We start from the raw sequence: 20,513 nt of genomic DNA on the forward strand, positions 1-20,513 counted from the left end.
GCAGGGAAGCGCCCCACCCCATCCCTCCCCACACGCGGGGGAGGTTGGGAGGGGGCGGTTGCCGCATCAATCAGGCGATGGGCCGGCCGCGGCCCGAGAGCGCTCCGTATGGGCGCGAACCCAGTGGCGCGCGCGCAGGCCCAGGTCGGTCTTGGGTTCGACGGTCTGCGTAGCCCACTGAAAACCGCGCAGCCAGCCGGACACTGCGGCGGCCGGCATCGGCTTGGCCAGCGCATAGCCTTGCCCGGTGTCGGCGCCGAGCACCGCGGCGACTTCCACCAGCGCAGGGGTTTCCAGACCTTCGACCACGACTTTCAGGCCCAGCGCCTGCGTCATGCGCACCAGTGCGCCGATGAAGCCGATCATGCCCTCGCCATCTATTTGCTGCTCGGAAGGAATCTGCCGTACCAGGCCCTGATCGATCTTGACCGTGTCGAACGGCAGGGTGCGCAGCCGCAGCAGGCTGCTGTAACCGCTGCCCAGATCGTCCATCACCAGCCGCACGCCGGTCTCGGCCAGACTGCGCACGGCGCGGTCGCGCTCGGTGTCGTTCTGGAAATCGGTGTCCTCCAGAATTTCGACGCTCAGGCGTTCTGGCGCGATGCGATGCTCGCGCAGGGCGTCGGCCACCCAGCGGGCGCATTCGGGCATGAGCAGCACTTCCAGCGGCAGGTTGACCGAAAGATCGAGGTACAGATCGGTCTCGTCCCACCGCGACAATTGCTCCAGCGCCTGTTCGAGCCCGAGGGTGAACAGCCGCGTCAGCTCGGCCGCGCCGAACGAGGGCAGGAACTGGCCGGGCCCGATCAGGCCTCCATCTTCGAGCCGCAACCGCGCCAGCGCCTCCACCGCGGTCGGCCTGCCGCTGCGCAGGTCGACCAGCGGCTGGTAATGCATCTCCAGACCGCCGCTGAACAGGCGGTGGCGCCAGGCGCGGCGGTCTCGAACCGGCAGCAGCGCGGTTTCCCGCCGCGTCATCAGGCCGTAGAGCCCGCGCTCGAACAATTGCTCCAGGCCGCGCATGAAACTGAGCATGTGGCGGGTGTTGAACATGCCGGGGTAGCGGCCGTACAGCCCCATGACGGCGAGCATGCGGCCGCGGCTGTCCTTCACCGGCACGGCGGCCGAACTGCGGATGCCCACGCTGTGCGCAGACGCGCGCCAGGGCGCCATGCGGGCGTCGGTGACGTAGCTGGCATTGGTTTCGATCTGCTCGCTGCGCCAGCAGCGCGGGTGGGGCGTCTGGCCGAACTCGCTCGCAGGGTCGATGGCGAGATTGGCCCGGTCAATTTTCTCCAGCGCGTGCCAGTAGTCGTCGAACGCTCCCGCAGTGAACTCCGGCACGAACTCACCTTGCGCGTTGGGCTTGTAGATGACGGTGGCGGCCATTCCGGGCAGTTCGGCCACCGCATCGAGCAGGGTGCGCGCCAGATCGGCCCATTGGGTGAGGTCGGGCTGCATCTGCTCCAGGCCGTACAGCATCTCCTGGTACTGCTCGCGCAGGGCTTGGCCGCCTTCACTCTGCCCGTGCAGTTCGGTCTGCAATCTTGCGGTGATGGCTTGGGTGAGCAGGGTGCGGTCGGGGTCGCGCAGCGGCGCATCGACCAGCAGCTCCTGCAGACTCTGCAGATAGCTGCCCATGCCCTTGACCAGAGCGCCGGTGCTCACGCCCACCAGGGCGTGAACGCTGCCGGTGTGGCGCGCGTCGTCGAGATGCGTCTCGGCCGATAGTTCCGGCTGCAGAATCAGCTGGAACTGATGGATGAGGCGGCTTTGCAGTTGCTTGCGCTCGTCGGCGGAGAGCGCGGCCAGCACCGCCGCCGACTCCGGGTCTTGCTCGAGGGCGGCGTAGAAGTGCTCGACAAAGGTCTGGGCGTTTTGCTCCAGCGGCTCGACCACCAGCCCAAGCAGGCGCGCGGCCACCGCACCGTACGGGTCGACCTTGGTCGGCGCGGCGTCGGGCCGGGCGGCCACTTGTTCCATGCCATCGCCCCAGGGCTGCCACCAGGCGGCGCGGTCGCGCTTGTGCGCCTTGCTGGCATAGAGCGCGGCGTCGGCATGGCGCAGCAGTACCTCGGGCTGCACGTCGTCGAGAGGGTAGAGGGTCACGCCCAGGCTCATGCCGACCTTGGCCATCACCCCATCGCCCAGATCGAAGGGGGTTTCAACCGCGCTGTGGATGCGGTCGAGCACGATGGGCAGGTCTTCGGCCCGCGCCACGCCTTCGAGCACGAGCACGAACTCGTCACCGCCTAGGCGGGCCACCAGATCGGTTTCTCGCACCGCGGCGCTGAGGCGCTCGCCCAGTTGGCGCAGGAGTTGGTCGCCGGCGGCATGGCCATGGGTGTCGTTGACCGGCTTGAAATCGTCGAGATCCATCACGCCCACGGCCAGCAGCGTTTTGTGGCGCCTTGCGCGCGCCATGGCCAGGGGCAAATGGCTTTCCAGCGCGAGGCGGTTGGGCAGGCCGGTGAGGGCGTCGTGGCGGGCCAGATGCCGCTGCTGCGCCTGCTCGGCTTCCAGATCGGTCTTGAGGTCGATTTCGCCCAGCGCCTGCTCGATCAGGCTGGCCACCCGGCGCAGCAGGGCGTGCAGGACATCGTCGAGATCGGCGCTATTGAGCATCACCAAGGTCAGCACCGCCCAGCGGCTGCCGTTGCGCCGCAGCGGCAGGGCCAGGGCGAGCGGCTGCCATCCGGGCAGCGAAAAATCGGCCCAGGGCTGCAGCAGAGGGGAGGCCGAGTCGTCTTCCTGTTGTTCCTGCCCGGTCTGCCAGGCGCGCGCCAGGGCGTGGCCCGCATCGGCCCGCACCGACAAAGGCGGCTGGGCCGAGAGCGTATCCAGCCCGTTGCCACCGACGGCGAGCGGCTTGACCTTCTCCTGCGCATCGGGCTGACCGACCCAGACGGCTGCGAACAGGCCGGTTTCCAGCAGCCGGGTGCAGGTGTTTTCCAGCACCTCCTGGTCGTTGCGGGCGCTGATGAGAATGTCGATCTGCGCCAGCACCGAGCGGATCAGCTCCTGATGCCGTTCAAGGCCTTCGCGCTCTTTGCGCTCGGCGGCGGCGAGATCCAGACGATCCAGACCATGGCCCATACTGCGCGCGAGTTCTTCGAGCAGGCCGCGCTGATCGCGGGTGATGCGGCCCTGGCTGTCGCGGTAAATGCTCAGCACCGCGTCGATGCGACTTCCGCGCAGCACCGGCAGCGCCGCCATGGTGCGCAGCCCGAATTGGCGCATGCGGTCGGCCCAGGGCACGATCAGATCAAGGTGTTTGCCACCCTGGACGAACACCGCCTCGGCGCTTCGCCAGACCACGCCGAAGGGGCCCTGGCCGCCGATTTCGTCTGCGTTGCTGGAGAGGCTGAGTCCGTCGAGATAGCCGGTCTTGCCCGCCGCGGCCAGAATCTGCGCCTTGCCATCGGCGCCTGGACGGCCGATCCAGGCCAGTTCCATGCCGCCGGCGCTGATGGCGATGTCGCAGATGCTCTGAAACAGCGCGATCTCGTCGGTGGCCTCGGCCACGGCCTTGCTGGTCTGCGCCAGCGCGGCGTTGATCTGGGCGAGGCGATGCTGGCGCTCCATGCTGCGGCTGATGAGCGCGCCGCCCACGATCTGCAACAGCAGCAGCAGCCCCCAGCCGACCAGCGTAGACCAATACTGCCGCCACCACAGCGTCGTCAGTGCCTGGGTGGGCAGGCTGGTGAAGGCCACGATGGGGTGCCCGCTGAGCCTTTGCCAGGCGCCGAAGGTGCTTTGGCCGCCGACCGACTGCACCGCGCCGCTGAACACGCCCCCGGACTGATCGGGTTTGGCCGCGATCTCGCGCGCGAGCACGCCGCGCGCCGGTGCGCGGGCCAGGTCGGCGCGGGTGTGCGGCAGCGGGGCCGGCAGGCGCGCGAGCAGGTACCCGTCCGAGCGCAGCAGGCCAATGGCGATCTTCCAGCGTCCCGCACCGTCGAGGCTTTGCTGCTGGTGGTGCACCGATTTGAGCACTTGCTGCAGGCCGATGTTGAACACCATCACCACCGGGTGCTGTGGGTCTTCCGTGGTCAGAGCGCAATACACCGGCGAGAGGGTCTGGTCAGGGTGGAGCGCATCGGTTAAAGGCCGCCCGACCTGGATCTGCCCCGGCTCGCTCAGGGCCTTCACAAACCCCGGGCGCTTGGCGATCGATGTGGATGCCAAGGGCTCGATGAGGCGCTGACCTTCGACGTTGAGCACTGTGCCCTGGGCGTTGAGCAGGGTGATGCCCTGGATGAACGGCACCATCTTGTCGAGGTCGCGCAGCCAGGGACCGGCAGCGGCCAGAAGTTCAGGCTTGCGTAGCAGTTGCTGCTGGGCAAGCAGACAGGTCGACTGGAGTTGGTCGAAACGCTGGTTGAGCGCGTCACTCCAAAAGGCCACTTCACTCTGCAGAATGCGCGAGACGCCGGTGGCATTGCGCTGCCAGCCGTTCCACAAAATCGAGGCGACCGCTGCGGCCAGCAGAATATTGCCCAGCAGAACCACAATGAGGATGCGGCGGCGGTCGGTTTGGAAGTGGGCTTTGTGAGGCATGCGCGAAGGAATCTCAAGTTCGCGTTGCATTACAACAGCATGCGAGCTGAATCGAAGAAAAGCGCTGACGACTTATCGCAGTATCAGGCAAAAAACTGACGGTTGCCGGGTTGTGGTTCAGATAAAAGCCAGCCGCACAGCGCCCCAGTGACGGTCGCTCACCCGGATCGGGCGCGACAACTCCTGCATGATCTCGCCGGTGTCTCGCGCGTAGACCTGCAGCAGGTAAGGGTTGGCGTTGCGCGCGGCGGCGAGGCCGACTGGGTCGTCGAACAGCCGCATCGAGCGGTTGCCGATCAGGTCGGTGGCGTAATCGCCGGTCAATGGCCGGTCGAACACGCTGTTGTGCGCCGCGGCATAGCCGTTGCGATCGACCAACAGCACAAAGCGGTATTGTTCGCTGCGCCCCAGCCAGGCGTCTTCGATGGGCTGGATGCGGCTTTTGATGAACTCGGTGAATCGGGTGCGGAACTTCGGCGGCCGGGTGCCGGGCACCGGTTCGTAATGCTCGTCGAACAGCGCCTGCTCGGTGAGCGCGCCGCTGGCCAGCGCCTGCTCCAGCGCCGCCTCGATCTCTTTGCAGGCGGCATCGAGATCGCGCATGACCTGGCTGGTCTTGGAGGCCGTGACGAACTGCGTGGCAGCCTCGAACAGCGTCTGGCTGGCGTTGAGCGACTGCTGCACCTCGTCGGCAATGCGCTCGCTGGTGGCAATGGTCTGGCGGGCGCTGGCCTGCACCGTGCTGGAAAGCGCGGCGAACTCGCCACTGATGGCGCGCACCGCGTCCACCTCCTCGCCGAGCTGGGTATAGACCTTGTTCACTCCGCCGTTCATGGCCTCGATGCTGCGGGCGATGTCCTGAAAATTGTTGGACATGGCCGTGGCCAGCGCCTGGCCGCTTTCCATCTGGGTGGCGAACTGGGCGGTCGATTGGGTCACGATCTGCAGGCTGCGGCTGACTTCGGCGGCAAAAGTGGCGATGCTCTCGACCGACTTCTGCGTGCTCATGGCCAGCTTGCGGATTTCGTCGGCCACCACGGCAAAGCCGCGCCCGGCCTCGCCGACGCGGGCGGCCTCGATATTGGCGTTGAGCGCGAGCAGACTGGTTTTCTGCGCGATGTCCTTGATGACCTGCGTCACCGCGGTGACCTGCGCGAACCGCGCGCCCAGGGTCTGGATTTCGGCCTGGTTGCTGCTGGTGGTCTGGGCAAGCTGCTCGAACACGCCCTTGGCCTCGTGCGCCTCGCGCGCGCCACGGGTGCTCAGCAGGTTGATGCTCTGCGAGTCGGCGCGTAGGGCTTCGGTCTGTCCCTGCACCGAGACGATGCCGCGGATGAAGCGCTCAAGACTCTCACCCATGGCGGCGATGCGCTCGGTCTGGGCCTGGGCGCTTTTCTGCGCGTCCTGCGTGGCGGTGCGGGCCTCGAAGCTGATGCGCGCAATGCCGTAGGCCACGCCAGTGGCGTTGTGCGTGGTGGTGTCCACCAGATGCGTGACCACGGACAGGAACTCGTCCAGCGCGTGGCCGCAGCCCTCGGGCGCGGCCTGGGTCAGGTCGATGGGTCGCTGTGTGAGCAGGTGTTCAAGGAAGGCCGCGGGGTTGGAGACCGACGACGCGGCGTCGGCCTCGGTGGCGGTGACGGGGGCCGTGTCCATGGCTCAGGCGTGTGCTGCGAGCACGCGACGGATGGTCTGAGCCAGTTCGTCGGCGACGAACTTGGCCACATAGGCGTCGGCGCCGACGCTGCGGGCATGGTCTTCGTTGGCCGAGCCCGACAGCGAGGAATGAATGACCACCGGAATGTTCTTGAAGCGATCGTCCTGCTTGATCTTGCGGGTGAGGGTGAAGCCGTCCATCTCGGGCATTTCCAGGTCGGTGAGCACGAGCTGCACCTTGTCTTCCACCCGTTTGCCCTCGGCCTGCGCCTCGGCGGCGAGGGCCTGCAGACGATCCCAGGCCTCCTTGCCGGTCTTGGTGCTGACGAAGGGCGCTTGCAGCGCCTGCAAGGCCTTCTCGATCTGGCTGCGGGCGACGAAGGAATCGTCTGCGGTGAGCACGATGGCGCCGGGCTTGAGCCCCAGAGCCGGGCCCATGTGATGCGTGTCCTTGACTTCGTGCACACGCGAGGGCAGCACGTCGCGCAGCACCTTCTCGACGTCGAGCACCAGCGCCAGGCGCGTCGCCTGATCATCTTCCAGCCGGGCGATGCTGGTCACCATGCCGCCCACGGCGTTGGCCTCGGCCGAGAGCACCTTGCTCCATTCCAGGCGCACGATTTCTTCGACTTCCTCCACCGCGAAGCCCTGCACCGAGCGCTCGTACTCGGTGACCACCAGAATGTTCAGCCCCGTCTTGGGGGTGCAGCCCACGACGCCAGGCAGGTCGATGACGGGAATGATCTGCCCACGGATGTTCGCCACACCCAGCACATGCTTGGGCGCGCCCGGCATCACGGTGACCTGTGGCATCACCAGCGCCTCGCGCACCTTGAAGACGTTGATGCCGAACAGCTCGCGCCGGTTGGACTGGTTTTCCTCGCCCAGGCGGAACAGCAGGAGTTCGAATTTGTTGGTGCCGGCGAGATTCGAGCGCTCGTCGACTTCTTGCAAAACGGAGGAGTTCATGGTGTGGGTCCTGTGGGCTTGTTGGGGCAATCTGGGGTCGGTCAGGGAATCTGGCGCATCAGCGCTTCGAGCCGTTCGGTGATGGTGTTGCTCAGGTCTTCCAGGCGAGCGGCGAGTTCGGTGGTGCGGGCGGTGTTGTCGGTGCGGATGGCTTCCACCAGCGCCTGCCCGGTGCGGTGCACGTCCTGGTGAACGGAATTGACGTCGGCAAACCCGGCATCGCTGCCGAAGTAGGCCGCGCCCGCGCCGAAGTACCACTTGCCGAAGAAGCAGCCGTGGAAGTTGGACACGTCCATATCCACCTTTTCCTGTTTCTGTGCGGCGGTCAGCAGCTGGCCGATCCACTGGTAATGCATGGCCAGAGACACCCGCAGGGTGACGGCGGTGTCGGGCCATTTGGAGACTGCGGTCACGCCGGTCTTGAGCTGCTCGCGCGAGGCGCGGATGAGTTGCATCATGGCCTCGAAGCGGCCCACGAGCACTTTCATCAGTGCGGCAGACTGCTCGGCGTCGAGGCGCTGGCGGTCGGCGTCGCTCACCAGCTGGCGCATCAGTCCGGTCTGTTCCGCGGTGACGGTGCGAACCTTGCCGAGCATGGTCTTCACGTCGCCCAGCGTGTCGCCGATATTGGTGACCAGTGCCCCGACCCGCTCGACCCGCTGCACGGAGCGGGACATGCCGGTGCCGACGTCGGCCGACTGGTCGCGCAGGCTGTGGGTGAGTTCCTCGATCTCGTGGGTAATGCGGGCGGTCTTGCGCGCCAGGTTGCGCACCTCGTCGGCCACCACGGCGAAGCCGCGACCATGTTCGCCGGCGCGCGCCGCCTCGATGGCCGCGTTGAGCGCGAGCAGATTGGTCTGCGAGGCGATTTCGCTGATGCCTGCGGTGAGTGCCTCGACCGAGCGCACCGCGTCGACAAAGCCGGTGAGCTTGGTCTCGGTATTGGCGATGAAGCGCGACACGTCGGCCACTTCGCCCAGGGTGGTGTCTATCGCCTGGCTGCTGCGCTGCACCGATTCGGTCGTGGCGTCGACATTGGCGCGCAGATCGTCGAGCTGGGTCTGCGCCGTGTGGGTGTGGATCGCCGCGCTTTGTAGCCGCGCGGCCATGTCGCCCACGCTTTGCGACAGACCGTGGATGTCGTGGTCGAACCCGGCGGTGCGGCTTTCGGCAAAGGCCAGCGATTGGGTGGTGGTGCGCAGCGCGTCCACGCCGTGGAGCAGCATCTGGCGCACGCCGCCGAGCCTCTCCGCCCAGGCGGCCGCGTCGATGAGGTCGATGTCGCGCAGCGCACCGTCGCCACGGCCGCTGAGCAGGTCGAGCACGGCTTGCAGCACCCGCTCGCGGTCTTCGCGCACGCGCTCGAGCAGGCCGCCGGAGGGGATGGTGTGGGTGCGCAGCCCCTCACCCCGGCCCTCTCCCCGAGGGAGAGGGAGCGGCCCCTCACCCCGGCCCTCTCCCCGAGGGAGAGGGAGCGGCCCCTCACCCCAACCCTCTCCCGCTGGGAGAGGGAGTCTGTCTCCTCCCCCAGCAGTGGGGGAGGTCGGGAGGGGGGACGGCCCGGAGGGGGCGGGTGCCTCCGCTTCCATCACGGCGGTCATGTCGGCTTGATCGGGTTCCACGGACGGTCTCCGGTTGTCGTGTCGGCGCAGTCTCAGTGAGCGGCGCTGTTGCCTTCGATGGCGTCACTCAGCGCCTGCAGACGATCAACGATGAGGCCTTCCTGGTCGCTGAGCGAGGCCGAGAGCCGCGCCACCTGGTCGCGCTGCCCCGCGTGCACGGCTTCGAGCAGTTGGCGGGCGGTGGCGTGAATCTGCGCGTGCGGCGCTTCGAGAGCACGAAAGGCCGACAGACCGCCGAAGGCTGCCTGCCCCTGGCTGTCATACCAGCGCCCGAGGCGGCAGTTGTGATGATCGGTGACTTCGGTGGGCAGCTTGGCCTGCCTGTCCTTGCAGGTCTCCGCCAGGATGTGATTGACGAAGTCTTTGTGATCTTCCTGCGCCGATTGCAGCATCATGCGCGTGGCGCTGGTCTGCATCTGCGTGACCTGATTGTTCATGCGCACCACGACCGACTGCACCAGGTCGAGTTCCTTGCTGGAGCTGGCGCTGGTGACGGCGATGTCGTGCGCCTGCTGGCCGATGGCCGTGGTGTTGGACTCGACCTCGGCGGTGGCCGCCTGCACCCGGCGGGCGAGGTTGCGCACCTCGTCCGCGACCACCGCGAAGCCACGGCCGTGTTCGCCGGCGCGGGCGGCCTCGATGGCGGCGTTGAGCGCCAGCAGATTGGTCTGGTAGGAGATTTCGCGGATGTTGCGCACGATGGTGCTGATGGCATCGACCTGTCCCTGCAGCTCCGACACCGCGGTGCCGTTGCCCTGGATCGCCCGGCCGACGTTGCCGATGGCGGTGTCCACCGAGGTCATCGACTGGCGGATCTCGCCAGCCGCGCCATTGAGGGTGCTCACCACTTCCTTGAGCCGATCGCTGACCTGACTGACATCTTTCATGTGCGAGATGTCGCGCCAGCTGGCGTGAAAGGCGATGACCTGTCCGGCAGGGTCGCGCACGGCGACGAAGACCAGCGAGAACGTGACTTTCCCGATCGGCATTTCCTGCACATGCTTGTCCAGGCTGCCATCGGCCAGGCGACGCAGGATGGCGCGGATGCGCTCGGGGTCTTTGTGGAACTGGTGGATCGAGTGGTGCAGGGCGCTGCGCACGTCGGCGCCTCGCAATGCGGAGTTGAGCGTGGCGTGAAAGCGCTCCATGGTTTCGCGCGCGGTGCGGTTCATGAAGAACACGGGGTTTTCCATGGCGGCGTCGGCCTCGGCCAGCATTTCGAGGCTGTCGAGCGGCTCTAACGCTTGTTGCAGATAGTGGAGGGCGGTGGCGTCCATGATGCGTCTCGTGAAAAGAACGTTGAATGTCGATCAGAAGATTGCGGAAGGCGGCTTTACTCGATGGCGCTGCCCACCTTGAGGGCGTCGAACCACTCGATGAAGCGCTTGACGTTCTGGCCGGTGTAGATTGCGCCGTGCTGCGGGGCGAGGAAGTCGATGTCCATCTTGGACACGCGTTCGCACCAGTTGCGCTTGGCGGCCATCGAGGGCATCCAGCGCTTGTGGAAATACTCGGCCGACTTGATGTGCTCGTCGAAGGCAGCCGGCGTTTCGATGTTGCGGCGGTCGACGAACGGCGCGTGGCCCACGGGCAGCAGGGCCGCGCCGACATCACCGGAAAACAGCACCTTGGCGAAGCTGTCGTACACATGGAAATTCGCCGAGGAGTGCAGGTAGTGCGCAGGCACGAACTGCAGCCGCGCCGAGCCCAGGGTCATTTCGCCGCCTTCATCGGGGATGTCGCGCAGGTCGGCATCGAGCGCGCCGTAGTGGCGGATGAACCCGCTCCACAGCTTGGGCACATACCAGGCGATGTCGGGGTTGCAGGCATTCCACAGCGGCAGGCTGGAGGCGATGTCGGGGTCTTGATGGCTGACGAAGGCGGCCTTGAGCGAACCGGGCGGGGCGACTTCGACCAGGGCGCTGAACACCTGCGGGAAGATCTCGAATCCGCCCGGATCGAGGATCATGGTCTGATCGTCCACACTCAGCGCATAGACGTTGGAATCGATGACGCGGCGCTCGTCCTGGTCGTAAATGATGTTCCAGTGGTGGTTGCCCTGGCTGAAAAACGGCAGCGATTTCATTCGATGATCCTTTCGATTTGTTGGCGGTAGGCGCGCAGCAATTCCTGCACCCCGTTGACGGAGCGATCCATTTCCAGAGAGACCTGGGCAAGAGGGGCGTTGACTGCGCCCTTGAGCGCGGCTTCGATGCGGCCGTTCACCACCACATAGTCGAGTTCAGCGATGACGGACTGGAAGCGGTCGAGCGCCGTGTTCAGCGCCAGCCCGGCGCGGCGGCTGCCGGCGGCGTGGCGATCCTGCATTTCGGCATGGCGGCGCATGCGCTCGGCCAGAGCCGGGCAGTTGCCGGTTGCGGCGCTCTGAATGTGGCGCAGGCTCTCCATCTGCTGCACGTCGCGCAGCGTTTCCATGAAGTGCAGCATCAACGGGTTGATGAGCTTTTGCACGTGATCGGCAGCAAGTTGCATGGCCTGCGCGCCTTCGCGGAAGGCCTGCGCCACCACGCCATAGCCAGCGAGTTCCTTGCCGTGGCGCTTGACCAGCACCTGGGCGTTGAGCGCCTTGCGGTCGATTTCGCGCAGGCGCTTTTTCAGCGCACCCTGGAAGGCGTAGGTGGCGTCGGCCACGGCGATGAAGTCGCGGCGCAGGGTGTCGAGGGATTGGTCGTCCATGATGGTTCAGCTCTTGCGTTGCACCCGGGCCAGCGCGGCACCGTCGAGGATCAGCACGACTTCGCCGTTGCCGGAGATCGTGGCGCCCTGATAGAGGGTGTCCTGGGTGGAGATGTCCAGGGGCTTGACCACCGAGTCTTCCGTGCCCATGGCCTCGGAGACCACCAGCAGGCCCTGTTCGATCAGAATGCCCTCGCTCTGGTCCTTGTTCAGGTCGATCGGGCGGTTCTGCAGCAGGTGGCCGAGGTCGATGTAGGGCACGACGCGGCTGCCATCGACCTGCACCATCAACCGGCCGGAGATGGAGTGGACTTGCGCGGGGTCGATGGCGAGCAGGTTCTCGATGGCGGCCACCGGCAGGGCGTAGGTCTCGCGCCGCAGGCGGAAATAGAGCACAGGCAGCACGGCCATGGTCAGCGGCAGTTCCAGGGTGATGGTGCTGCCCTTGCCCAAGGCGGTATCGATGTCGATGCGGCCGCGCAGCGAGGTGACGGTGGAGCGCACCACATCCATGCCGACGCCGCGGCCGGAGAGTTCGCTGACCTGCTCCTTGGTCGAGAAGCCGGGTAGGAAGATGAGGTCGAGCATTTCGCGCTCGGAAAGGCGGGCGCCTTCCTGCGGCGTGATGACGTTCTTGGCGATGGCGTGCTGCAGAATCTTCTGCGCATTCATGCCGCGGCCGTCGTCGCCCACCAGAATCTGCACCTTGTCGCCGAGGTGATGTGCGGCCACACGCAGCACCGCCTCTTCGGGCTTGCCGCCCTGCTTGCGGCTGGCGGGGTCTTCGATGCCGTGATCGAGCGCGTTGCGCACCAGGTGAATGAGCGGGCCGGAGAGTGCATCGACCACGGTCTTGTCGATCTCCACGTCTTCGCCTTCCAGTTCGAGCCTCACCTTTTTGCCCAGGCTGCGCGAGGCATCGCGTACCACGCGCGGCAGGCTCTGGAACAGGCGCTTGCACGGCTGCATGCGCAGGCGCATGACGGTGTTCTGCAGGTCGTTCACCGCCAGATCGGTCTCGCGAGCCAGGCGGGTCAGGGCTTCGTCTTCCTGGCCCATGCGGGCGACTGCGGCGCTCAGCCGGTTGCGCAGCAGCACGAGTTCACCGACCTGATTCATGGCCTGGTCGAGCCGGGTGGAATCGACCCGGATGGAGGTTTCCTCCTGCGGCGCGCCGCCTGCTGCGCGCGGGGCAGAGGGTTCGGTCTTCGGAGGCGTTGCGGTCGGCGGCGCGCTGGTATGGCCCGGCGCCTGGCCGGGGCCGTGCAGGGCGTCGAGCACGCGCTCGAACTCGTCCTGGGTGATTTCGTCGGCAGGCGTCGCGGGCTTCGGCGGCGCGGGCATGGGTGCGGCACCAGGGGCCTGGCCCTGGCCATAGAGATCGTCGAGCACGCGCTCGAATTCGTCCTGGGTGATCGAATCGCTGTCTGCGGCTTCGGCGCTGGCAGGAGCGCGGCGCTCGGCGTAGAGACCGGTGCCGCCGCCATCGCGCTCGGCCTGGGTGACCCACAGGCCTTGCGTTGCTGCGCTGGGCGCGCTGCCCTGGGCCTGCGGCGAGGGTGTGGGCTCTGCGGGTGCAGCCATGGGTGGCGGCGTCTCTCCGCGGGCGAAAGCCTGGATGGTCTGCCCCAGGTCTGTCGGGCCAGGAGGCGGATTCTCGCCCCGGGCCATGTCGTCGAGCATGGCGGTGATGACGTCGGTGGCGCGCAGGATGGCGTCGATCATCGGCGCCGTGGCGCGCAGCTTGCCGCTGCGCATCTTGTCGAACAGGTCTTCGAGGTGATGGCACCAGTCCACCATGTTCTGCGCTTCCAGAAACCCGGCGCCGCCCTTGAGGGTGTGGAAGGCCCGGAAGATGGCACCAAGAATCTCGGGGCTGTCGGGCTGGGACTCCAGGCGCAGGAGCTGATCTTGGGCCTGGCTTAGCAACTCGCGCGATTCGGCGAGGAATTCCAGCAGGATGTCGTTGTCCATGATGGCGGGCGTTGGGTTCAGATGCCGAGGTCGCGCAGCAGGGCGTCCACGTCGTCCTGGGCAAAGGTGGGTCCGGCGTAGGTGGGCACGCCGTTGTGGGGCGCAGCTTGTTCGGTGGACGGGGCAGTCTGGGCGTCTGGCGCGGCCTGAAGATGCGGCCCGAGTTGTTCCACCGCGTTGCGGATGCGCTGTTCGACGGCCTGTAGCAGGTGAATGGTTTTCTTTAAGCGCTGGCCCGCCAGATCCTGCCCCTGCTGGCTGGCGAGAATGGTGTGGAACTGGCGTTCGAGCCGGTCGAGGCGGTCGTCGATGAAGCCGCCATGCGTGGCGCGGATGGCGGCGATTTCCGAAAAGCCGTTCTCCACGGCTTCGAGCGTGGCCATGGCCTGGGTCTCGGTCAGCCGCAGGGCCTCTTCCAGAGGATGGCTGGCCTCGGGCAGATCGCTGGAGGCGGCCATGATGCGGCGCACGCCTTCGTGCAGCAGGGCGTCGGCCTCGGTCAGGCTGTGCAGCGCGGTGGCCTGCGCATTCATGTGTTGGCTCCTGCCGCCGCGTTCAGACGCGCCATGATGGCGTCGAGCTTTTCCTTCAGGGTCTGCGCGGTGAAGGGTTTGACGATGTAGCCGTTGACCCCGGCCTGGGCGGCGGCCACGATGTTTTCTTTTTTGGCCTCGGCCGTGACCATCAGCACCGGCAGGCTGCGGATGGCCGGGTTGTCGCTGGCGCGGATGAGCTTGAGCAGGTCGATCCCCTGCATCACCGGCATGTTCCAGTCGGTAACGACGAACTCAATGCCGCCCGCCTGCAGGCGGCGCCAGGCTTCTTCGCCGTTCTCCGCTTCGTCGATGTTGCCGGTGACGTAGCCGGTCTGCATGAGCAGGCCGCGCACGATGCGGCGCATGGTGGGGAAGTCGTCAACAACCAGGAATTTCAAGGTGGGCCTCGCGAAGGTTCGTCGTTCGCATGGTGTAACGGCACGCAAGCGGCGAACTTGAATCGGTGGCCGATCCTCGAATCACGAATCTCGATCTGATTTGCCTCAGGTCAACCAGTGCTGAAACGACCCTTGCTGGCGCCTGAGAAAGATCAATAGCATGTCGGCCATGTATGAAAAGTTGAATATCTCCAGGGAGCCCGACTCGCCCGAGCAACTGTCGGCCTTGCGCGCCTTGCTGGCTGCCGTGCAGCCCGAACTGCAGGCGATCGTGGGCAGCTTCATTCACCGCTTCTACGAGCAGTTGTTGAAGCAGCCCCGCTTTGCCCGGGTGCTGAACCTGTTGTCCGAGGCCGAGTTCGCCCGGCTGCGCCAGAACCAGGAGCGCCATTTGCGCAGCCTGTTCCAGCCCCGCAACGAGGCGGCCGCCAGAGTCGCGCGGCATGTGGGGCGGGTCCATGCGCTCGTCGGACTGGAGGCCTCCTGGCTGACCGAGTCCTTCGGGCTCTACACTCGACTGCTGATCATGCACTTTGCCGGGCGGGTGGACGCCTCCGAGCGGGTGGCCTTGCTGAGTTATTTCGTCACGCGGCTGCAGGACGAATTGCAGTGGCAGATCGAGGGGCATGAGGAAATCGGCCGCCAACTCGACGCCGCTCTGGCTCGCATCGACGCGGCCATCCTGAGTGCGCACACGCTGAGCGATCTGTTGCGCTCGGTGCTGGGCGCGCTGGAAAACATCGAAGGCGTGGTCGCAGGCACGCTGGGTCGGCCCGACGCGGCGGGTGTGCTGCAGTTCGAGCATGCCTTCGGCAGTCGCTTCAAGACGCTCTACCTCGACCGGATCGGCACCGATGCCGTGGAGGGCACCACGGTGCGCGGCGATTCGGCGCAGGGGCTGGGCGCCTCGGGCCGGGCCTGGCGCAGCCGCGAGGTGCAATACACCGCGGCTTATGCCACCGACCCCGCGATCCAGCCCTGGAAGCAACTGGCGGGCGAACTGGGCATACGCAGCGCCGTGTCCATTCCCATTCTGGACGTATCGGGCCAGCCCATGGCCCTGATGGATCTGTACAGCAGCTATCCCGGCTTCTTCACTAGCGCGGACCGCCGGGTGTTCGTCGAGCATCTGCAGCGAGTGCTCGGTCTGGCCTTCGCCCGCCACGCCAGCAGTCCCTCGGGTGTGGTGCCCTACGCGCGGCGGCAGTTCTATGTCGATCTGCTCGATCGCGGTGGTCTGCAGATGCTTTACCAGCCCGTCATCAACCTCGGCACGGGCCGGCCCGAGAAATTCGAGGCCCTGGCGCGGTTGAAGCGGCCGGATGGCGACGGCCTCATTTCACCGCTGGAGTTTCTGCCGGTGCTGGGCGCGAAGGATATGTGGCATCTCTTCAGCCGCGGACTGGAGCAGGCCCTGCTCGCGCGCCATCGCTGGGCCGCGCAGGGCGTGGACGTCGACGTGTCGGTGAACATGCCGCCCGCGGCGCTGAGCGATGCGCGCTACGTCGAGCGGGTCGAGCAGTTGCTGCGCAGTCATCCCACAGACCCGAAGCGGCTCACCCTGGAACTGCTCGAAAGCGGCGACCTCGACCTATCAGAACGGCGCGACGCCCTGCTGGCGCGGTTCCGCGCCACCGGGGTGCGGCTGGCGGAAGACGATCTGGGTTCGGGCTACAGCTCCCTGCTGCGGCTCGACAGCTTTCCGTTCGACGAGGTCAAGATCGATCAGGGTCTGCTCGGTGGGCTGGGCAAGGCGCCTCGGCGCGCGCTCGATTTCATTCAGCATCTCACCCGGCTGGCGCACGATCTGGGCAGCGCCGTGGTGGTCGAGGGCCTGGAATCGCCCGGGCTGGTGGAGGCGGCGATCATTCTGCAGGCCGATGCGGGGCAGGGCTACGGCCTGGCACGGCCCATGCCGGCCGACGCGGTGGTGGAGTGGGTGCGCGGCTTTCGGTTGTCCATCGACCGTGAGCACCCGCGCACGGCCCTGGGCATCTACGCCGCCCACCTGCTGTGGGAGCGTCGGCTGGCCTACATGAGCCCCTGGCCTGATGTGCTGCCGCTGGCTGCCCGTGCCGCGACCGCGCTGCATGACTACATCGAACGTGAAGGGCTTGAGGGGAGCCCGCTGCATCTGGCCTTTCTCCGCCTGATCAACGCGCTGGCCGAGGGCGTGGACAAGCCCGCCTTCACCCAGGCGCAGGAGGACATGCGCAGACAGCTCGACCTGCTGGTGCGTGCCGAATTGGCGTGAGCAGCAAGCGCGGGGGTCGGGCCGGTGAGCGACACCCGGCCATGACGGGCGATTCGGGGTGGCCTTAAGATGGCGCCAGACCGGCTCCGGCCCGGTTTGCCAAAAAAGTCACACTTCCCCTAAAGTTCGTCTCAAGCGTGCCGTTGAGCTCTCCAACAGGAGAGAATGCCACCATGATTCCCATCCAGAACGCCTCCCTTTCCAGTGCTTCGACCGCCACCAGCGGAACGACGGCCGCATCGCGCCGAGCTGGTGCTGGGTCGGCTGGCGCTGCCGGGCAAGCAGGGCAGACCAACCCGTCCGCTGGGCCGTCCACCGAGCAGGTCTCCATTTCAGGCGCCGGGCAGATGCTCCATCTCGCGAGTACCCAGGGCATCACCCCTCCGGCGAGCGATGCGCGCATCAGCGAACTGCGCAGCGCCATCGCCAGCGGGCAATACGTCGTGGACCCGCAGCGCATTGCTCAGGGGCTGCTGCAGGACAGCCAGGCCCTGATCGGCGCCAGCAAGCCCGCGGGCCGATAAGCCTGCGTGTCAATGATTGACGCCGGGCCATGTCGCAGACCATCGACAGCCTTCTTCACCAGCAGCTCGAGCGGCTGCACGCGCTCGATCGTCTGCTGATGGAAGAACACGCCTGTCTGCTGCAGGCGGCAGCCGACCGGTTGCCCGAGCTGACCGAGCGGAAAAACGCGCTGATGGCCGAGCTCGAGACGCTCGAGCGCGATCGCCTGCGTCAATTCGCGGCGGTGGCAGACGCTGCCGCCAGTGCATCGTGGGGGCAGGTTCAGGCCCTGGCCCGACAGGTTGCGGCGGCGAACCAGCGCAACGGGGTCATGATCTCGGCGCTGGTGCGCAGCACCGAGGGCGCGCTGCAGATCCTGCGGGGCGTTCCCGACAGCGTCGATCTCTATGGCTCTCATGGGCAGGGCCAGTCCGGCAGCGGTTCGGCCCGGTTGCTGGTCAGCGCCTGATACCGGCGTTCGCGCGGACTTTGGCAGATTGATGCATGCTCATTCTGACGCGACGCCCCGGTGAGGCCATACGAATCGGGGACAACATCCGTCTGGTCGTACTCCAGTCCGCGCCGGGCAAGGTTCGCATCGGCATCGAGGGGCCAATAGATCTGCGCATCCTGCGTGAAGAACTCTATGCCCAGATTCTCCAGGGCAATCAGGCTGCGGTCGCGCCGCAAGGCCTGTCCATCGACCAATGGGTGAACCCCGCTTCCCAGGGAGAAACGTCTTGAACCCGCCGATGCCGACCTTCGCCCCGGCGCAGACGGGCGAGCAGGTGCCGTCCGACCCAATAGCGACCTCGCAGAACGCGGCGCCTCAGGTGGCTCAGACGCGCTTCGGGCCGCTGCCGGTTTCGGGTCATCAGGTCTGGTTGAGCGCTTCGCCCTTGCCTGGATTCGAGGGCTTGCAGCGATATGCCCTGATCGTCGTTGAGAAACAGCAGCCGTTTCTGTGGTTGCAGTCGCTCGACGATGCCGCGGTGAGCTTTCTGCTGGCGCCTGCAGCGCATTTCGGCTTGCGCTACGCGCGGCTCGATGCTGCGTCTGTGCCCATGGTGATGGTGCTGCTGCCGGGCCAGCCTGCGCAGCCCTTGCGCGCCCATGGGCAGGCACCCCTCGTGTTCGATGCCCAGGCCGGGCAGTTCGAGCAGCATATCGTCGAGGCCGACGAGGTGGAGGGTGACGGTGCCTTCGTCCCGCAGGCCGCCGCCGCGTTGCCTGCCGATCTTTTGCAGCGATTATTGGTGCTGACCCCGGTTGGCGCGTGAATCAGCGCCGGGCGTCCCTGAGCAGTTCACGGTCGCGCCGCTGCACATAGTGCTGCAGCCGCTGCTCGAAGGCCGGTGCCATGTTCAGGAACTGCAGACCGAGTTGACGCACGGGTTGCCGTGTCCTGGTGTCGCGCAGGTTGCCCACGTAGCGCACCTCGGCTTCCACCGCCAGTTCCACCCCTTCAAGGCTGAAACGCACCAGAGGAATGTATTCGCCCGTGGTCAGGGCATAGTCGAGGGCGGAAGGCACGAGCAGCCGCATGCCGCTCACGCTGAGGTCGTGGCATTGGCCGTACAACGGCTTGGCCCCGCGGCGCTGAATGTCGACGGTGCCGACATCGCCCGGCGCCACGGAGACGCGGAAGAAGTTGCGCCGCTGCAGGTAATAGATGAGCTCGGGATAGGCGATGCGCAGCGCGCCGTAACCCTCAAAGGTGATGCGCTCGATCAGCTTGGACTGAAAACCGACGAACACCCCTTCGTAGCGCCCAATGGTGAAGAAGGGTGCGCCGTTTTCCAGGCGACGATTGCCAGCCTCCGGGGTGAGCTCGTCGATGATCATCCAGTGCTTGCTGCGGTTGACTTCGAGCAGGACGGAGCTGAATTCCTCGGCGCGGTCATGCGGCAGCACGGCCAGCGGTTCGTGACGCTCGATGATCTTGTGCAGAACGTGATCGGCTTTTTGCTCTGAGCTGACCTGATATTCCTCGCGGAACAGCTTGGCGGTGACCTCTTTCATCGTGATCTGTCAAATACCGAGTTCTTCCACCCAGGCCAGCGCAGCCAGATGCACCGAGCTGACGCGCCAGCCCTGAATGCCCAGCGCCGAAGCGAGAAAGTCGAGGTTGTCAAAGTCTCTCTGCTCGACGGCGCGAGCGAGCTGCAAATAGCTGCCGAAGACGCCGCTGTTGTCCTTGAGCGCCATGACGACGGGTTCGGACAGGGTGATCTCGGCCAGCGCCTTTTCCATGGGCACGCCCAGCATGACGTCGAGCATGGAGAAAATGCCCACGACAAAGGCGTTGTCGGCGTCTTCGTCGGAAAGCGTGTCCTTGGCCAGCAGCTCCATCATGCGGCCGCGGGTGATGGCGGTGCGCGCCACGGCGGGCGACGCGGCATTGCCCGGCACGGTGGCCAGCAGCAGCGCCAGCCAGCGAAACAGCTTCTTGTAGCCGAGGATGGCGGCAGCATGGCGAAACGAGGTCACCTCCGACATCAGGCCGAAACCTGACGAATTGATGTAGCGCAGCAGCTTGAACGACAGCGCCGGATCGCGCTTGAGCACCACCTCGATTTCATTCAGCTCGGCCTGACGCATGACCAGATTCATCAACTGCAGCACGTTGGCATGCGCGGGATTGATGACCTTGGCGCTGATGGTCTGCGGTCGGGCGAAGTAATAGCCCTGGAAAAAGTGAAAACCGGCGTCGAAGTAGGTCTTGAACTGCTCCGGGGTTTCGACCTTTTCGGCCACGAGCTTGAGGTTGCGGTGCGTTTCGGCCTTGCGCTGCAGTGCGACGGCCACATTGGCGGAAATGCCTTGGACGTCGACCTTGATGTAGCTGAGAAAAGGCAGCCAGGCGGCATAGATCGAAGCCGCGGCGAAGGGGCCGGCCGCGAGCTGGAACCCGCGTTCCTTCAAGGGCTTGAGCGCTGCGGCGACTTCGGCGATGCCGGTGGCATCGTCACCGTAGATGCGCGGAATTTCGAGGGCGATGCGCTCGGGGAAGACGATGTCGAGATGCTCGGCCTTGAGGTCTTCGACCACGCAGTTGATGAAGGCGAGCTTTTCGCCGAAAAGATTTTCGGACCCGATGTTGGACAGGGCGTTGAACAGCAGCACGCTGTCGGATTCCGCACTGTGCTGGGTGGGTGCGCGATCGGCGGTGCCGCTTTCCCGCGCAAAAAGCTCATACCCGACGATCTGCTGCTTGCGGTCGACGATGGGCTGCCGCGCGATGTGAACTTGCATGGTGGCGCTCGGCGCAGTGGTCGGCGCGATTTCTGGTGTGGTCGTGGAACTGGTCATGGCTGAAGACAAGGCCGTTGGCGTGGCTTCG

The 20,513-nt window shown here is 66.1% G+C and carries 17 protein-coding genes and 1 pseudogene; 5 read left to right on the forward strand and 13 right to left on the reverse strand.

Annotation, left to right across the window (positions count from 1 at the left end; genetic code table 11):
* Nucleotides 1-66 precede the first annotated feature (66 nt).
* The 11 genes and pseudogenes from ASC45_RS07160 to ASC45_RS07205 form a co-directional block, all read right to left on the reverse strand.
* Nucleotides 67-4,560: an EAL domain-containing protein gene (locus tag ASC45_RS07160; RefSeq protein WP_055450415.1), complete on the reverse strand. Its 4,494-nt coding sequence runs from the start codon at nt 4,558-4,560 to the stop codon at nt 67-69.
* Between the two features lie 117 nt (nt 4,561-4,677).
* Nucleotides 4,678-6,216, reverse strand: a complete 1,539-nt coding sequence (locus ASC45_RS07165; protein WP_055450350.1) for a methyl-accepting chemotaxis protein — start codon at nt 6,214-6,216, stop codon at nt 4,678-4,680.
* 3 nt (nt 6,217-6,219) lie between these two features.
* Nucleotides 6,220-7,185, reverse strand: coding sequence for a chemotaxis protein (locus ASC45_RS07170; protein WP_055450351.1), 966 nt, complete (start codon nt 7,183-7,185; stop codon nt 6,220-6,222).
* A gap of 41 nt (nt 7,186-7,226) precedes the next feature.
* Entirely contained in the window at nt 7,227-8,543 is a 1,317-nt protein-coding gene (locus ASC45_RS07175) for a methyl-accepting chemotaxis protein (RefSeq protein WP_245609984.1), read from the reverse strand.
* 296 nt (nt 8,544-8,839) lie between these two features.
* Complete coding sequence (locus ASC45_RS16225; RefSeq protein ID WP_425427611.1) at nt 8,840-9,244, reverse strand: CZB domain-containing protein; 405 nt, start codon at nt 9,242-9,244, stop codon at nt 8,840-8,842.
* Nucleotides 9,245-9,268: 24 nt separating this feature from the next.
* Nucleotides 9,269-10,084 (reverse strand): annotated as a pseudogene (locus tag ASC45_RS16155) (methyl-accepting chemotaxis protein); the annotation flags it as partial.
* 56 nt (nt 10,085-10,140) lie between these two features.
* Entirely contained in the window at nt 10,141-10,893 is a 753-nt protein-coding gene (locus ASC45_RS07185; RefSeq protein WP_055450354.1) for an oxygen-binding di-iron domain-containing protein, read from the reverse strand.
* Complete coding sequence (locus ASC45_RS07190; protein ID WP_055450355.1) at nt 10,890-11,504, reverse strand: hypothetical protein; 615 nt, start codon at nt 11,502-11,504, stop codon at nt 10,890-10,892. The genes ASC45_RS07185 and ASC45_RS07190 overlap by 4 nt, the downstream gene beginning before the upstream one ends.
* Before the next feature lie 6 nt (nt 11,505-11,510).
* Nucleotides 11,511-13,478, reverse strand: a complete 1,968-nt coding sequence (locus ASC45_RS07195) for a chemotaxis protein CheA (RefSeq protein ID WP_055450356.1) — start codon at nt 13,476-13,478, stop codon at nt 11,511-11,513.
* A gap of 17 nt (nt 13,479-13,495) precedes the next feature.
* A complete protein-coding gene (locus tag ASC45_RS07200; protein WP_055450357.1) occupies nt 13,496-14,011 on the reverse strand; it encodes a protein phosphatase CheZ in 516 nt (171 codons plus the stop codon).
* Nucleotides 14,008-14,379 carry a response regulator gene (locus tag ASC45_RS07205; RefSeq protein WP_055450358.1) on the reverse strand — a complete coding sequence of 124 codons (372 nt, stop codon included), beginning with the start codon at nt 14,377-14,379 and terminating at the stop codon, nt 14,008-14,010. Before ASC45_RS07205 ends, ASC45_RS07200 begins: the two co-directional genes overlap by 4 nt.
* A gap of 193 nt (nt 14,380-14,572) precedes the next feature.
* On the opposite strand from ASC45_RS07205, the gene ASC45_RS07210 reads away from it, so the two are divergent.
* From ASC45_RS07210 to fliW, 5 genes are all read left to right on the forward strand, one after another.
* On the forward strand, nt 14,573-16,666 hold the full coding sequence (locus tag ASC45_RS07210; RefSeq protein ID WP_245609985.1) for an EAL domain-containing protein: 2,094 nt from the start codon (nt 14,573-14,575) through the stop codon (nt 16,664-16,666).
* A 173-nt stretch (nt 16,667-16,839) separates the two neighbouring features.
* Nucleotides 16,840-17,190 carry a flagellar biosynthesis anti-sigma factor FlgM gene (flgM, locus tag ASC45_RS07215; RefSeq protein WP_055450359.1) on the forward strand — a complete coding sequence of 117 codons (351 nt, stop codon included), beginning with the start codon at nt 16,840-16,842 and terminating at the stop codon, nt 17,188-17,190.
* A gap of 29 nt (nt 17,191-17,219) precedes the next feature.
* Entirely contained in the window at nt 17,220-17,639 is a 420-nt protein-coding gene (locus ASC45_RS07220; RefSeq protein WP_055450360.1) for a flagella synthesis protein FlgN, read from the forward strand.
* Between the two features lie 35 nt (nt 17,640-17,674).
* Nucleotides 17,675-17,914, forward strand: a complete 240-nt coding sequence (locus ASC45_RS07225) for a carbon storage regulator (RefSeq protein WP_055450361.1) — start codon at nt 17,675-17,677, stop codon at nt 17,912-17,914.
* On the forward strand, nt 17,911-18,450 hold the full coding sequence (gene fliW, locus ASC45_RS07230; RefSeq protein ID WP_245609986.1) for a flagellar assembly protein FliW: 540 nt from the start codon (nt 17,911-17,913) through the stop codon (nt 18,448-18,450). Before ASC45_RS07225 ends, fliW begins: the two co-directional genes overlap by 4 nt.
* A gap of 1 nt (nt 18,451) precedes the next feature.
* On the opposite strand, the gene ASC45_RS07235 is transcribed toward fliW, so the two are convergent.
* Nucleotides 18,452-19,192 (reverse strand): flagellar brake protein, encoded by a 741-nt coding sequence (locus ASC45_RS07235; RefSeq protein WP_055450362.1) that lies wholly within the window; start codon nt 19,190-19,192, stop codon nt 18,452-18,454.
* A gap of 9 nt (nt 19,193-19,201) precedes the next feature.
* On the reverse strand, nt 19,202-20,482 hold the full coding sequence (locus ASC45_RS07240) for an EAL and HDOD domain-containing protein (protein WP_055450363.1): 1,281 nt from the start codon (nt 20,480-20,482) through the stop codon (nt 19,202-19,204).
* Nucleotides 20,483-20,513: the final 31 nt, after the last annotated feature.

The sequence above is a fragment of the Thiomonas bhubaneswarensis genome (genome assembly GCF_001418255.1).
GTDB classification, from domain to species: Bacteria; Pseudomonadota; Gammaproteobacteria; order Burkholderiales; family Burkholderiaceae_C; genus Thiomonas; species Thiomonas bhubaneswarensis.

Excerpts from the sequence above, each read along its gene's own strand:
- ASC45_RS07195 (WP_055450356.1), bottom strand. The coding sequence starts at position 13,478 with ATGGACAACGACATCCTGCTGGAATTCCTCGCCGAATCGCGCGAGTTG.
- ASC45_RS07220 (WP_055450360.1), top strand. The coding sequence starts at position 17,220 with ATGTCGCAGACCATCGACAGCCTTCTTCACCAGCAGCTCGAGCGGCTG.
- ASC45_RS07235 (WP_055450362.1), bottom strand. The coding sequence starts at position 19,192 with ATGAAAGAGGTCACCGCCAAGCTGTTCCGCGAGGAATATCAGGTCAGC.
- ASC45_RS07165 (WP_055450350.1), bottom strand. The coding sequence starts at position 6,216 with ATGGACACGGCCCCCGTCACCGCCACCGAGGCCGACGCCGCGTCGTCG.
- ASC45_RS07190 (WP_055450355.1), bottom strand. The coding sequence starts at position 11,504 with ATGGACGACCAATCCCTCGACACCCTGCGCCGCGACTTCATCGCCGTG.
- ASC45_RS07200 (WP_055450357.1), bottom strand. The coding sequence starts at position 14,011 with ATGAATGCGCAGGCCACCGCGCTGCACAGCCTGACCGAGGCCGACGCC.
- ASC45_RS07240 (WP_055450363.1), bottom strand. The coding sequence starts at position 20,482 with ATGACCAGTTCCACGACCACACCAGAAATCGCGCCGACCACTGCGCCG.
- ASC45_RS07210 (WP_245609985.1), top strand. The coding sequence starts at position 14,573 with ATGTCGGCCATGTATGAAAAGTTGAATATCTCCAGGGAGCCCGACTCG.
- ASC45_RS07170 (WP_055450351.1), bottom strand. The coding sequence starts at position 7,185 with ATGAACTCCTCCGTTTTGCAAGAAGTCGACGAGCGCTCGAATCTCGCC.
- ASC45_RS16225 (WP_425427611.1), bottom strand. The coding sequence starts at position 9,244 with ATGAACAATCAGGTCACGCAGATGCAGACCAGCGCCACGCGCATGATG.
- ASC45_RS07225 (WP_055450361.1), top strand. The coding sequence starts at position 17,675 with ATGCTCATTCTGACGCGACGCCCCGGTGAGGCCATACGAATCGGGGAC.
- ASC45_RS07185 (WP_055450354.1), bottom strand. The coding sequence starts at position 10,893 with ATGAAATCGCTGCCGTTTTTCAGCCAGGGCAACCACCACTGGAACATC.
- ASC45_RS07160 (WP_055450415.1), bottom strand. The coding sequence starts at position 4,560 with ATGCCTCACAAAGCCCACTTCCAAACCGACCGCCGCCGCATCCTCATT.
- ASC45_RS07205 (WP_055450358.1), bottom strand. The coding sequence starts at position 14,379 with ATGCGCCGCATCGTGCGCGGCCTGCTCATGCAGACCGGCTACGTCACC.
- flgM (WP_055450359.1), top strand. The coding sequence starts at position 16,840 with ATGATTCCCATCCAGAACGCCTCCCTTTCCAGTGCTTCGACCGCCACC.